Origin of the sequence: Holdemanella biformis DSM 3989 (assembly GCF_000156655.1) — a bacterium.
Taxonomy (GTDB): domain Bacteria; phylum Bacillota_I; class Bacilli_A; order Erysipelotrichales; family Erysipelotrichaceae; genus Holdemanella; species Holdemanella biformis.
The window spans coordinates 115895-129900 of record NZ_DS996843.1; the positions used below are offsets into that span (position 1 = coordinate 115895).

The 14006-nt window shown below is 34.2% G+C and carries 19 protein-coding genes; all 19 read right to left on the reverse strand.

From position 1 onward, the window contains the following. The coding region (locus tag EUBIFOR_RS07260) for a hypothetical protein (protein ID WP_003865348.1) at positions 1 to 356 on the reverse strand (356 nt) is incomplete at its 3' end. Beyond that, complete coding sequence (locus EUBIFOR_RS07265; RefSeq protein ID WP_003865349.1) at positions 357 to 902, reverse strand: hypothetical protein; 546 nt, start codon at positions 900 to 902, stop codon at positions 357 to 359. It lies immediately after the preceding gene. Continuing rightward, entirely contained in the window at positions 899 to 1669 is a 771-nt protein-coding gene (locus tag EUBIFOR_RS07270; RefSeq protein ID WP_040466326.1) for a mechanosensitive ion channel family protein, read from the reverse strand. Before EUBIFOR_RS07270 ends, EUBIFOR_RS07265 begins: the two co-directional genes overlap by 4 nt. 5 nt (positions 1670 to 1674) lie before the next feature. Continuing rightward, the gene (locus tag EUBIFOR_RS07275; protein ID WP_003865351.1) at positions 1675 to 2676 is read right to left on the reverse strand and encodes an aromatic acid exporter family protein; all 1002 of its coding nucleotides are present in this window, start codon (positions 2674 to 2676) and stop codon (positions 1675 to 1677) included. 52 nt (positions 2677 to 2728) lie between these two features. Beyond that, a complete protein-coding gene (locus tag EUBIFOR_RS07280; RefSeq protein WP_167528775.1) occupies positions 2729 to 3226 on the reverse strand; it encodes a sigma-70 family RNA polymerase sigma factor in 498 nt (165 codons plus the stop codon). A gap of 82 nt (positions 3227 to 3308) precedes the next feature. After that, positions 3309 to 4103, reverse strand: coding sequence for a M15 family metallopeptidase (locus EUBIFOR_RS07285; RefSeq protein ID WP_050755955.1), 795 nt, complete (start codon positions 4101 to 4103; stop codon positions 3309 to 3311). Between the two features lie 14 nt (positions 4104 to 4117). Next, positions 4118 to 5485, reverse strand: coding sequence for a selenium cofactor biosynthesis protein YqeC (yqeC, locus tag EUBIFOR_RS07290; RefSeq protein WP_003865354.1), 1368 nt, complete (start codon positions 5483 to 5485; stop codon positions 4118 to 4120). Further along, positions 5475 to 6566, reverse strand: coding sequence for an aminotransferase class V-fold PLP-dependent enzyme (locus tag EUBIFOR_RS12970; RefSeq protein ID WP_003865355.1), 1092 nt, complete (start codon positions 6564 to 6566; stop codon positions 5475 to 5477). Before EUBIFOR_RS12970 ends, yqeC begins: the two co-directional genes overlap by 11 nt. After that, positions 6553 to 7344, reverse strand: a complete 792-nt coding sequence (gene yqeB, locus EUBIFOR_RS12975) for a selenium-dependent molybdenum cofactor biosynthesis protein YqeB (RefSeq protein WP_003865356.1) — start codon at positions 7342 to 7344, stop codon at positions 6553 to 6555. Before yqeB ends, EUBIFOR_RS12970 begins: the two co-directional genes overlap by 14 nt. 5 nt (positions 7345 to 7349) lie before the next feature. Next, the gene (gene yedF, locus EUBIFOR_RS07305) at positions 7350 to 7943 is read right to left on the reverse strand and encodes a sulfurtransferase-like selenium metabolism protein YedF (protein WP_003865357.1); all 594 of its coding nucleotides are present in this window, start codon (positions 7941 to 7943) and stop codon (positions 7350 to 7352) included. Between the two features lie 6 nt (positions 7944 to 7949). Further along, positions 7950 to 8966, reverse strand: a complete 1017-nt coding sequence (gene selD / locus EUBIFOR_RS07310) for a selenide, water dikinase SelD (protein ID WP_003865358.1) — start codon at positions 8964 to 8966, stop codon at positions 7950 to 7952. After that, positions 8966 to 9187 carry a putative Se/S carrier protein gene (locus EUBIFOR_RS07315; RefSeq protein WP_003865359.1) on the reverse strand — a complete coding sequence of 74 codons (222 nt, stop codon included), beginning with the start codon at positions 9185 to 9187 and terminating at the stop codon, positions 8966 to 8968. The genes selD and EUBIFOR_RS07315 overlap by 1 nt, the downstream gene beginning before the upstream one ends. Continuing rightward, complete coding sequence (locus EUBIFOR_RS07320) at positions 9180 to 9512, reverse strand: winged helix-turn-helix domain-containing protein (protein ID WP_003865360.1); 333 nt, start codon at positions 9510 to 9512, stop codon at positions 9180 to 9182. Before EUBIFOR_RS07320 ends, EUBIFOR_RS07315 begins: the two co-directional genes overlap by 8 nt. Next, the gene (locus tag EUBIFOR_RS07325) at positions 9509 to 10522 is read right to left on the reverse strand and encodes a molybdopterin-binding protein (RefSeq protein WP_003865361.1); all 1014 of its coding nucleotides are present in this window, start codon (positions 10520 to 10522) and stop codon (positions 9509 to 9511) included. Before EUBIFOR_RS07325 ends, EUBIFOR_RS07320 begins: the two co-directional genes overlap by 4 nt. Position 10523: 1 nt before the next feature. Further along, positions 10524 to 11300: a molybdate ABC transporter substrate-binding protein gene (modA, locus tag EUBIFOR_RS07330; protein WP_003865362.1), complete on the reverse strand. Its 777-nt coding sequence runs from the start codon at positions 11298 to 11300 to the stop codon at positions 10524 to 10526. Further along, positions 11297 to 11929: a sulfate/molybdate ABC transporter ATP-binding protein gene (locus tag EUBIFOR_RS07335; RefSeq protein ID WP_003865363.1), complete on the reverse strand. Its 633-nt coding sequence runs from the start codon at positions 11927 to 11929 to the stop codon at positions 11297 to 11299. Before EUBIFOR_RS07335 ends, modA begins: the two co-directional genes overlap by 4 nt. Next, positions 11930 to 12625: a molybdate ABC transporter permease subunit gene (modB, locus tag EUBIFOR_RS07340; RefSeq protein WP_244264160.1), complete on the reverse strand. Its 696-nt coding sequence runs from the start codon at positions 12623 to 12625 to the stop codon at positions 11930 to 11932. Beyond that, positions 12606 to 13541 carry an MOSC domain-containing protein gene (locus EUBIFOR_RS07345; protein WP_003865365.1) on the reverse strand — a complete coding sequence of 312 codons (936 nt, stop codon included), beginning with the start codon at positions 13539 to 13541 and terminating at the stop codon, positions 12606 to 12608. Before EUBIFOR_RS07345 ends, modB begins: the two co-directional genes overlap by 20 nt. Then, the gene (gene moaC / locus EUBIFOR_RS07350) at positions 13529 to 14005 is read right to left on the reverse strand and encodes a cyclic pyranopterin monophosphate synthase MoaC (RefSeq protein ID WP_147587402.1); all 477 of its coding nucleotides are present in this window, start codon (positions 14003 to 14005) and stop codon (positions 13529 to 13531) included. The genes EUBIFOR_RS07345 and moaC overlap by 13 nt, the downstream gene beginning before the upstream one ends. Between the last annotated feature and the right edge of the window lies 1 nt (position 14006).

Consider the following 14006-nt stretch of genomic DNA (forward strand, 5'->3'; position numbering starts at 1 on the left):
TCTTCTAATTCTTTAGAAACTTCTGTAGCCTTTTCAACCATATCAATCTTATCTTGGAACAATTCCACATTCACATTATCCAAAATTTGAATATCCATTTCCTGCACATCAAAACGACAAATCTTACAAGATACACCAATCGGCACAATACGATATTCAATATTACGTTTCTTTGTTTCCAAAGCTACGATTTCAAAAATAAAGCCCGCATTATGATCGATATAACCATACATTAATGCACCATATAGATTATCTAACTTTAATCCCATCTTCTCTAAAAGCTTAACCATTTTCACGCCATGAATCTCTACCATTTTTTGATCCATATCACGAAAACTCATTTCATATACTTTCATCTACTCACCCTCATACACATCTTTTAATTCTTCAAAATTATCTTCCAATACCTTGTTTAATTCAATAATATCAAGATCTTCATCCACAGGAAAATCCGATAAATTCATATCATTCGCTTTCACATATTCTTTAAATAATTCCATGGATTGATAATAATAATCCTGAAATTCTTTAAAGCCATCCCAAATCGCAAAACCACGACCATTAATCACACTAGACTCTTCTTCTATATCATCTACTTTTTCAACTTGAATTTCAATCTCAAAAGGCTCTTCTAAATCATAAACCATCTTAAAAGTATCTCCCTCTTTGAAATCTGGTTGAATCAATGAAGCACAAGGTAACTTATTAAATTGTTCATCCTCACAATTTGGACACGCAAAAGGAATACCATTCGACTCAATCACAAAGTCCGCATATTCTTCAGATAAGTAAGATGCCAATGTATAATAAGCTAAATCCGCCAAAGATAATGAGTTAGGTAAACTCATGTAGCGATACATTAAATTATTAAATCCCAAGACTTCTGTATATACTTTTATCATGATTGACTTACCTCTACTGAATAATTTCCAAAATGAATATTCGCTTTTTCATACTCTTTTATAAGTTCATAACGAATTTTTGCGAGCATATCAAAACCCTCTAAACTCGTTTTACTTGGAACAACAACACGCAAATCAATGCCTGTTGTAGAAAAATTGATTACTTTTACTTCAATTGGATCCTCACTTTGAATTTCATATTCATTCATTGTTTTTTCAACTAAACTCTTTAAAATATCTATCGCCAAATCAATATCTGTTCCATAAGAAACTTCAATTTCTAAATAGTTATTTTTTCGTGTATCTTGAAAAAATGCATTTTCAATCGTAGCCGAATTCAATGTTGCATTTGGCACAATAATACGATTACTTTCATATGTACGAATAATCGTATGACGAAAACGAATACTTTCAACATAACCAATTAATTCACCTTGATTGACTTTAATTAAATCACCCTCGACAAAGGGTTTAAATGTTAAAATCATTAAACCACTACATAGATTTCCAAAGGCATCTTTAGCCGCAACACCTAAAACTAGGGCAACCACTCCACTCGATGCAGCAAGATAGGACATTATAGGTTTTGTCTGTTCAAATTGTCCAAGAAAAATCATTCCATTAATAAAAACCAAAATATATTTTATTAATCTGGCAAAACTAGCCTTATTTGTGACATCCTTTTTATATAATACTTTACGAATTCCTTTATAGATTCCAATAGAAACTATAATAGATACAACAGTTACAATAATGATTGATTTCATGTATATCATCTCCAATACAACTTTTTCTGTTCCTCTGTCGTTTGATCAATAAACTTCTTTTTTGTGTATAAAAACTCTTCTAAATCCATATAAATATGCAGAAACATTGCCTTTGATTCAAATTCAATTCGACTTTTAGGAAGAGCCTCCCCCTGCTTGTTTTTGAACATCTGATGAAGTGAAGTAATTTGAGGCTGCGGATCATTTTTTTCATGAATAAACGGAATTAAATATTCAATATAATTCGCTAATTCATTCGCCTCTTTTGGCATCTTACGAATCTTTCGAATCTTATAGTGCAACATATGCAGAATGTCACATTGTAAAGCTCGCATTTCAAAATAACGAATATAATAATCCGGCAAACTCGTAAACGTGTTATCCTGATATTCCATCGCAATATGAATATACTTTTCTGCCTGTACCTTAATATCTTCTAATTCCTTCCAAATTGTTGTATTTCTTTCTTCACTTTGAATATAGTGAACAATTTGATACATCAAGCTCTGAATCTTGTCCTCCATATAAATCATACAAGAATTCAAATACTCTTCTTCCCCACTATAATCATGAACCAAGTTCAATAAGAAGGCAATAATGGCCCCAATTAAAATCAAATAAAACTCATTCATCATAAAGTGAAGACTAAAATCCAAATAACTCAAGTAATGCACGGCAATCATCGCATTTACACTTAATGTATTCTGGCACTTCATTTTTTCACTGTACCCAACTAAGCACGCAATCACAAGTCCAAAAGCTATCCAATGGCTTGGAATTAATTCAAAGAAAATAAAACAGAATAAAATTGTCACAAAGAAGGTGGAAATTCTTCTAAGAACAAGCCTCATTGTTCCCCACTTTGTCGTCAACAAAGATAACAACGCAATCGTTCCTGCACTTGTTGGATTATCCAATTTGAAAAAATAAGCTAAGATGATCGCAATTGCACTTCCTACACCTATTTTAAGTGATAGTATTAATACTCTTTTTGTGTCTCTTTTCATATGCCTACATTTTATGCGAAATCAAAAAAAAGGACAATAATAAATATCATTGTCACTTCTTATCCAATACATCTTTCACTTTTTGTTTACCACTCTTTAATAAGCGAGCCACTCCCTCTTCACTCATTTTTAAACGATTCGCGATATCCTTCTCTTTCAGTTTCCCTAAACAATGCATGATTGTCACTGTCTTTTGATTTTCTGGCATCTCATTTAAACAATCATCCACATCCGATTGTCTATATTGAGGAAGTCCACGCAAAGCTGTAGTTACATCTGCATGTTCTTTAGCCTGCATATACTCACGCAATTGTTTATTCAACAAGACCGTAATCCATTTTAAAAAATTTTTATCATCACTCAATTTATCCATATGCATAAATGCATATGTATACGTTGCCTGTAAGATATCATTGATTTCTTTTTCTTCTAAGCCAATATATCGCTTGTAAATCGTTTGTATCAAATGATTTCGCGTCAATGAAATAAGCTCTTTTTTCGCATTCGCATCCTTATTTCTTACACCTACTATTATCTTTTTATCAATCATCATGTATTTATCCTTTATATACGTCATTTTTAGTATACAATATACCATTTGATAAATCAAAAAAAGGCAATCCAACGATTGCCTAAGCTCCATAATATTCATCTAACGCTAAATTATTTTTATACAAATACGTTGCCAAATCTTGACCCACATAACGCAAGTGCCAGCTTTCAGGAGCAATTTTAGTTTTATCTTCCTTATCATCAGGATAACGCAAAATGAAGCCATACATATGCATATTTTCTAACAACCAATCATAGTGCGAATTATATCGAACGGCATCTAAATCACTACAATCATTATCCATACGAATATCGACAGCTAATCCAGATTGGTGCTCACTATATCCTGGACGAGTCCAATAACGATCCGCATACTCTTCGCCATAACTTGCAGCTCCACCATTAAATAAATCTGTTTGGTATGCATAAGAACGATAAGCTGAACAAGCATTCAAAATGAACCCCTCATTTGATGCTGCCTCAATCAACTTTTCAAATGCCTCTGCCGCTTCTTTTCGCATACGCACATTCTCATTTTCACCACTCGAAGGTACCTGAACTAAATCACTTGGTTCATAATCTGCTGGTAATCCTGAATACTTATTCACAAGAATATAGATTGAATCTAAATCCGAAACCGTTACTGTATTCTCATATGGGTCACCACTTTGATTTATTTTTTTCACCTTTGGTAAATTTGTTTGTTGCTTCTTATTCTCTTTTTTTGTTTCTGTTGTCTTTTCTTGTTTAGGTTCACTTACCTCTTTATCACTAACTTTTTTTGCGATCATCGAAATCAACAACGCAATAATCAAAAGTAATACAACAATCACAAAAATCACTGACTTTCTTACTCGTCTTCTTCTTTTCTTCAAATCCAATCCCTCCTCTATACCGGTATAAACAAGACTTTATTATATCCACCACAAATCATGCCTAGTGTTGCACTTTCTGCATTGGATAAATCATACTCTTTAATCATGACTTTCTTACATTCTTTGGCATCTAAAATAGCCTGATATTCAACTTTTCCTCCACCAATCGTATCAATGACTCCATCTTTATGCACTAACATCATGCTGCCAATTCCTCTAGGTGCTGAACCCTTTTTATCGATGATGATACATAAAGTTCCATGCATATTGGATTCTAATAATTCTTTCGAAACACTTGAACTAAACTTTGTATTTTTTATTTCAATAAGTTCAGCCAAAATACTAATCGATATCTCAGCCGGCGTCTGTGCCTTAATATCTAAACCAATTGGAGCGTGCACATTCGATAATTCTTCCTTCAAATATCCTTCTTCAATCAAAGCATCAAATGTCTTTTTTACTTTTCCTTTACTTCCAATCATACCCAAATATAAATGAGGCTTATGAATCGTCTTTTCTAGACAAAGACGATCATCCTTATGTCCTCTTGTTACGATCACATAACAAGCATTCTCTTCATCTGGTAATACAGAATCCATTTGAGCATAATCGATACAATGAATTTCATCGGCCGTAGGAAAATGTTGAGAATTCGCAAATTCTTTACGATTATCAATCACAATCGTATATAGTTCTAATATACTAGCCATTTTAGCCAAATACTGACTGACATGACCACAACCTAAAATCACTAGCTTAGGCTGCATATTAAACCATTCCTTTCGAATGAGATTCACATCGACATTTTCTTCTAATAAAGCCTTTACACAACGCGTATACAAATCACTAGCTCCATTCACATGAATTGTAACAGGTTTATTTAGTTTCTTTAAATAAGCACGTATTAAATCTTGCATAATTCTAGGTGTTACAAGTTCACTTGGATCTAAATTTGTAAGCTTGTAACGATGTACCACATCTTTTACTGGTTGATTTAATCCATTTAGATTTGAAATCAACACAATCTCATCCGTATCTGAATCAATGACTGGTTCATTAGCGCTAGGAAACTTCAAAGGTAAATATTTAGAACCATCCGCCTCTATCAGTATCACATCCACCACTTGTTTTAATTGATTTAACAATTCTTCATCTAACGCCTCAATTTTCAAGTCACCACAACGATTTCCCGCATGACAATATCCATATGCTTCAATTCTTTGCATGATTTCATCATAACCAGGATCGACTAATGTATCTTCTTCAATCAACATATGCGTCGTTGTACACATTAAAACGGTCTTATTTAAAGAAACATATTTATCTTTTAACTCGTGGATATACGTTGTTTTTCCACCCGAACCAATTACACTAATAATCATTTGAAATCTCTTGGATTGCACGTACCACAAAATCAATATCTTCTATTGTATTTTGAAACGATATAGACAAACGTACAATTCCCCTTTCTTCTGTCTTTAAATGTTTATGCATCAAGGGCGCACAATGCGCACCACAACGCGTCACAATACCATACTTATAATTTAATAAATCGCTCACATAAGCACTATCTTTACCTGGAATATTTATTGCCACAATAGGTGTCGAATTTTCTAAAGATGAATAAAACTCTACATAACCAGATAAACCTTCATATAATTTTTGAAGTAAAAAACATTCCTTTTCCACAATCTCTTTTTGATGAGATTGAACATATTGAATCCCTGCATTTAAAGCCGCAATCCCTACAATATTTTGCGTACCCGCCTCTAAATGTTCTGGATATGCCTTGGGCATTTGTGGATTAAAAGAATCTATACCTGTTCCACCAGAAATCAATGGTTTTACTTCCATGTCTTTTACACAAAAGCCACCAATACCAGCAATCCCTAATAAACCTTTATGGCCGCTAAAACATAAAACATCTATATTTTCCATAGACACAGGAATGTGACCTGCACTTTGAGCTGCATCCACCATAAATAGGACACCACATTCTTTACAATATTGTCCAATTAAATCCACATCAAAGATTTCACCTGTCACATTGGAACTGTGTGTCATGATAACCATTCGAGTATTCTTTTGAATATGCTTTTTAATATCTTCTAAATAAGGAGCACATATCGTTAATGTGATTATTCCTTTTTCTTCTAACTCATATAAAGGACGAAGCACACTATTGTGCTCTGCATAGGTAGTAATCACATGATCTTTTTCTTTTAAGATTCCTTTAATGCAAGTATTTAAACTCTCGGTATTTCCACCATTTAAAATAACACGATGAAAATCAGACAAGCCAAAAAACTGTGCAATATTTCTTCTTGTTTCAAAAATCAAACGTGAAGAATCCATATTTGAACTACGATTCGCATTGCCTGCCACATCGAATGCCCTCATTACAGCTTGTTTGACTTCCTCTAATTTAGGAAAGCTAGTCGCAGCTTGATCAAGATAAACCATGCAGTATCGCCTCCAAAACGCCTCCACCAATACAACGTGCCTTGTCAGAAATTGTAAAACAATTCTGATATTCATCCACTCTAGGATCAATATCTGCCATTTTAAATCCAGATGTTACATTGTACCCATCCTGAATTAATCCTCTAAGTAAACCTGACATGCTCGCATACACGGGTATCTCTCCGATATACGCAATAATTTCTCCTTTTTCAACGATATCTGTAATCTTTTTGACATTGTGACAAACACCTGCACAAGGAGAATGAATCACTCTTTCTTTTGAATATCCCTTAATATTTCCAGGAACACCCGTATTTGGCAAAGCATATCCCTGGTAGATCAATCGTCCTAGATTATGCCCACGCATCGTTTCTACAACCACATGTACATCTTTTCCTGCACAAAAGCCAGGACCTAAGCCAATTGTGATGGGTGCCATATCTATTGTCGTACCTAAATTCTTCTTGGCAAGAATCGCATCCACCAAGGCAATATGTTCTATTTTAGAAATTATTTCGCCACTAGGATCAATCATCATGGCGACTTGATTTTTAGCCATTATTTTTTTAGCTTCTTCTATCGTTGAAACTAAAACACAAGTCATATCTTCAACCGTAAATTTTTGTTCATACACAGCCTGACAAAAGGCAACATTCCTTCGTATTGCGCTTGGCTTTTCAACTTCTAACACCAATACTTGAAATCCACTTTTCACAAGTTTATATATTGTCCCTGTCGCTATGTCTCCTCCACCACGCACAATAACACATTTATTCATAATCCTTATGGCTTGATAATTTTATCAGCCTTCTCCATTCTTTCTACAATATCATACATATTTGTGACTGACCCCACCTGAAGTTCTTCTTTTAAATGGAAGAAATCTAAACAAGTTCCACAACTTACAATTTCTACTCCATTATCCGCTAAATATTTTAAATCTTCTAAAGTTTCACTCTTTGTCGTTGTGATTTTTACACCCTCATTATAGAAAATCATTTCATCTGGCAAAACATCTTGTTTTGTCAAAGAGAAAATAAATGATTTCATTAAAATCGCACCTAAATCCGGATTGGAACCCATCACATTACTGGCGAACACTACAACCGTTTTAGGCTTAGCCAAGCTACAATCTGCATAAGTATATTCTACTTCAAAATCAGCTTCTTCATCACCCTTTGAAATTTCAACAATATAATCCTTACCCTCTTTTTTAGAATTTACCGTATAATTTTTTACTTTCGCAAACTTCGTTAAGTTTTCAACCGCAATCTCATTATCCACAATTGTTGAAACTACATTTTCTTCTTTTAAAGCTTCCTTTGTCTTTACAACTGGAAGTGGACACTCCAATCCTCTACAATCTAAAGTTTTCATATCTTACTACCTCACATATACATTATATTCATTTTTATCAATGACTTCACCCACAACATACAATTCAAGATTATTTTCCTTAAAATCTATCTCTAGCTTTTCTAAATCCTCTTTAGATACACTAGCTAATAAGCCACCACTTGTTTGTGGATCAAATAAAATTTCCTCTGTAAAAAAATCACAATCAAAATAAATCTTACCCTCTACACTTTTGCGATTGGTTTGTGCTGCCCCACTTAAATAAAACTCTTCGACATACTTTTGGCAATCATCAAAATATGGAATCGAATCTTTATAAATCAATGCACTATTTTTTCCGTCTAACATCTCATTTAAATGCACCAACAAGCCAAAGCCTGTTACATCCGTTAGAGCATGCACATCATATTTTTTTAAAATATCACACGCATACTTGTTTAATGTAGTCATACTTTTAAAAACTCTTTCCTGCATTGATTTTGAACAATCATCCATACGCAACGCATTTAAAGTTAAACCAACACCTAAAGGCTTTGTCAAAACCAAAACATCTCCACTTTTTGTACCATTATTTTTCTTTACATCTATTGGATTCACTAAACCTGTTACACTCAATCCATATTTAATGGAATCATCACGAATAGAGTGTCCACCTACCAAAGCACACTTAGCTTCAACTAACTTACTATTTCCGCCTTCAATGATTTTACCTAAAATATTCAAATCTTCATTTTCTGGAAAACACACAATATTTAAAGCTGTTTTAGGCGTACCATTCATCGCATAAATATCACTGAGTGCATTTGTTGCTGCAATTTGACCATACAAATATGGATCTTCAACCATAGGTGGAAAGAAATCCAAAGTAGATACAAACGCATGATTTTCATCGATTTGATAAACAGCTGCATCATCTCTTGAATCAAAGCCAACCAAGACATGACTATCTTTATAAGAATCAATTTTTTCTAGAATATGACTCAATTTTTTAGCGCCCAATTTGGCACTACATCCCCCACTCTTACAATATATTTTTTCATTCATTAAAAATTCACCCTTACTATATCCTCATACAAAACGTTTTGTTCTTTTAAAAATATTTTCCACTTTTCCTCATCTAGATCTTTCGACATAAAACACATGCCACATCCTGCCTTAACGCAACTTGGAACAGGTATCATACGCCCGTTTTTTGTCTTTGACTCCAAATCTAGAACATCTTGAATACTTTTAAAAGTAATAATCAATACTTCCTCTTTATTCATCTTCAAATACTTCCTGAAACACTTGTTTTGAATATATTTCTATTTTTTCTTGAAACAATTTATATTTACGTACCAATTCTTTTCCCTCTAAAGTTAAGCAAGAGCCTCCACCATGACTTCCACCACTCGTTGTAGAAACCAACTCATACCCTAAATCTTCTTGAGCTCTTTTGATGATTTTCCAAGCCTTTGAATTTGACATTCCCATTTCTTTATAAGCCTTTGATAGAGAACCGTACTTATCACATAACTCCAATAGTTCTACAACGCCTTTGCCAAAATTTGGTTCATTATTACCAATTTGAATTTTTAGTTTATATCTCATTTTCCAAATCCACAATTCGGATATGTGCAAATATCACATCCTAAGCACAATCCACCTTCACCTAAATCACATAGCTCTTCATATGTCACTGCATCTTTGGCAAGTAAACGACAAAGTATTAAATCAAATACCGTTCTTTTGGCATACATGACACATCCGGGAAGTCCAACAATTGGAACTTCTCCTTTATAGGCAAGTAAAAACATAGCTCCAGGAAGAACTGGAGAACCATAGCTAATAATATTCGCCCCTGTATTCTTAATCGCAAGGGGTGTTCGATCATCTGGATCCACACTCATTCCACCCGTACATAAAACAATATCCACGCCTTGTTTTAAAGCTTCATTGATTTTTTCTGTCACCATTTTATCGTCATCGTCACAAATCGCGTGATATACCATTTCGCACCCAAATTCAGCCAATTTATCTTGAATCACTGGTGTAAATGTATCTTGAATTCTTCCTTTATATACTTCACTTCCTGTTGTGATCACAGCTGCTTTTTTTAATACAAACGGCTTAATTTCAAGAATCGGAGAAGAAATCAAAGAACTTACTTTTTTCATTTTTTCCTTTTCAATCACCAAAGGAATAATGCGCATACCCGCAAGTTTATCACCTGGATTTACTACTGTGTTTGAGTGTCTAGTCGCAATCATCATCTGCCCAAATGAATTTACTGTAAACAAAGCCTTACGATCTACTTTAAACAGTCCGTGAATCTCACTTTTTAATTCAATTTTCCCTTCTTTGATTTCACCATACGACATGTACTCATTTTTACACATGTCTAATAAAACCATGGCTGCATCATTTTCATGCATCATACTCTCATCATTTTCCCAAACGTATAAATGTTCTTTTCCAACTGATAATAATAAAGGAATATCTTCTTCTGTCACAATATGACCCTTACGAAAAAGGGCATCTTTTGTGACACCCTTAATGATCTGTGTTATATCATGACAAAGTATATGCCCTACGGCATCCTGTGTCTTGATTAATTTCATCTTACTCTCCTTTTTTAAATCCGTATTTCTTAAATACTTTTAAAGCTTTATCGCTCTTTAAGAATTTAATTAATGAATTGGCTTCATCTTTATGCTTTGTACTCGATACACGACCTATTGGATATAATACTGGTGTAGCTAATAATGAATTATTACACTCTGCCACTACTTCTACTTTATCACTACTTGCAGCATCTGTCGCGTAAACTAAACCAATTTCTGCATTTTGTGTTTCAACTTGAGACAATACTTCCGTTACATTTCCTGCTAAGCTTAAACGATCTTGAATAAAATCCCATACACCTAAATTTGTCAAAGCCTCTTTTGCGTAGCTTCCTGCAGGAACTATTTCTGGATCTCCAATCGCAATAATGGAAGCATCCCCAATATTGTCAAATCCAGTGACTGTTGTAGTGCTATCTTTTCCTTTGATCAACACCAATTTATTCTCTAATACATTTGAAATTGAATCGGCATCCACTAAATCTTCATCTTTTAAAGCGTTCATCTGTGTTGTAGCTGCACTAAAAAATACATCGGCATCTAATCCTTTTTCAATTTGAAGCTGTAATTTTCCACTACTATCATAAACACCTTCAATCGTTACATTTGAATATTCTTTTTCAAACATTGGAATCAATTTATCTTCAAATGCGTTTTCCAAACTTGCGGCTGCCGCAATTGTAAGTTTTACTTGTTCTTTTGGTTCATTAAAACTACATCCAAATAAACTTGTGACCATAACTCCAACCAATAAAATACTTAAACCTTTTTTCATATGATCTCTCCTTGTTTAATTTTATATTTTAGATCACACAAATAATTTACTTCCTCTTTATCGTGCGATACAAAAATAACCGGTTTTGAAATTTGAAGCTCACTTTTAAGTTCCTGTAATAAATCTTCCTTCAAATCTTCATCTAAAGCACTAAATGGTTCATCCAATAAAAGAACATCGGGTTCATAAGCCATTAAACGAGCCAATGCCACCCTTTGTCTTTGTCCACCCGATAATTGTTTGGGATATCTTGAAGCAAGTTCAAAAATCCGAAATTGCTGCATCACTTTTTGAACCACGATATCCACGTCTTTTACTTTTCTAGCCCTTAATCCCACACTAATATTTTCATATACATTCATATTTGGAAATAGAGCATAGCTTTGAAACATATAGCCTACATTTCGTTTTTGAATCGGTACATTTATTTTCTTTTCTGAATCAAATAAAACACGGCCATTCAAGACAATCCGTCCTTGATCTGGCGTTTCAATTCCAGCTATACATTTTAATGTCATACTTTTACCAGATCCTGAAGCGCCCATAAGCCCTAAAATATAGTCGTCCACTTGAAAGGAAACGTCTAAATCAAACTCTGCAAGTTTCTTATATATTTGTACTTCCAACATTTAGAAACTCCTTTTCTTTCGAACATACAACTGATATAGATTCAACAAGATCACAGCTATAAAACAAATACCAATGATCACCCATACATAAAAGGCGGCCGATTCCATATCGCCACTCATCACTTCACTATATACAGCTACAGGAAGTGTTCGAGTTTTTCCTATGATGTTTCCTGCAAGCATGGCGGTTGCCCCAAACTCACCTAAACCACGCGCAAACGCAAGTACACCACCACTAATAATTCCTGGCAAGGCATTGGGTATCAATACTTTCAAGAAAATGTTCCATTCGCTCATTCCTAAAGTTCTTGCGGCATATACTAAATCTGTATCCACTTGTTCAAAAGCACCTCTAGAATTTCGATACATGAGTGGAAATGAAATGACCACAGCTGCAATCACAGTCGCACTAAAACTAAATGCGATGCGAACACCAAATACATTCATAAAGAATTTGCCTATGGGTTGATTTACACCAAAAATCATCAACAAGAAAAAGCCAGCTACTGTAGGTGGCAAAACCATAGGCAAAGTAAAGATTCCATCAAAGATCATTTTCAAAGCTTCACTCTTTCTTGAATAAATCCACCATGCAGTAAGTAAACCAAGAATAAAGGTAATCACAATTGTGATACTTGCGGTTTTTAAAGATATCCAAATTGGCGTTAAATCCAAATTACTTCCTTGCACACTCACTCGCTTCACCTTTCATGATTTCTAAGCCATGTTTTAATGGGCCTAAAATTATATCTAGACTTTCCTTAACCGCCTTAGGACTTCCTGGCAAGTTAATAATCAACGTTTTATTTCTTAATACACTCACACCACGTGACAACATCGCCTTATTTGTGTATTTCATTGATTCATAGCGCAATGCTTCACTAATACCTGGAACATTTCTAGTCATGACTTTCATTGTGGCTTCTGGTGTCACATCACGTAAACTCAATCCAGTACCTCCGGTAGTAAGAATCAAATCATTTTGGCAACGATCACTTAAATTAATCAATTGCGAAACAATTTCATTTTCGTCATCCGCAATCACTGTCACACTTGTCACATTGTATCCATGTTCTGTCATAATCTTTTCAATCAACGGACCACTCTCATCTTTTCTTTGCCCTATACTTGCCTTATCACTTAATGTCAATACAGCTACACGCATTCTAGAATCTTTATTTTCAATGACTTCAACGGTATCCCCAACACAAATGTGACCGCCATGTATTACACGTGTAAATACACCTTGATGAGGCATGATACACTGTCCTACTTGATGATAGATAGCACAATGAGAATGGCAACTTTTACCGATTTGCGTCAGTTCGAGTAATACATCCCCAATTTTAAATTGTGTTCCTACAGGATAACTTGTGAATTCAATACCTGAAACAAGTAAATTTTCTCCAAAGGCACCATCTTCTACATTGGCACCTTTGACCTTAAATTCTTCACGCTTTTCATAGGACAATAAAGAAACTTGGCGATGCCATTTACCTGCATGCGCATCCTTTTCTAGTCCATGATCTTCAATGATTTCAATATCTTGAACCGGATGTTTTTCTGTTCCCTTTTGTTCGCTAATACAAATTGCCTTAATTATTCCTTCCATACAAAATCCCCGCTTTTTCCTCCTGATTTAGAAACCAAATGCACATTTTTTATTTCCATATCTTTACTTACAGCTTTACACATATCATAAATTGTCAAAAGACAAATATTTACACCTGTCAAAGCTTCCATTTCTACACCTGTTTTCCCATTACACTTCACTGCGCAATAGGCATAGATCAAACAATTCACTTTATCAATCTCAAAATCAATATTGACCTTATTGATCATTAAAGGATGACACAAAGGAATCAAATCACTCGTCTTTTTTACGCCCATGATTCCGGCAATACGAGCTACACCAAGTACATCTCCTTTTTTCATATCACTATGTTCTATTTTTTCAACAATCTCTTTATTTACTAATATACTTCCAACGGCACAAGCACTTCTTGAAGTGATATCCTTCTTGCTTACATCCACCATACGTGCATTTCCATGTTCATCAAAATGTGTTAATTCCATT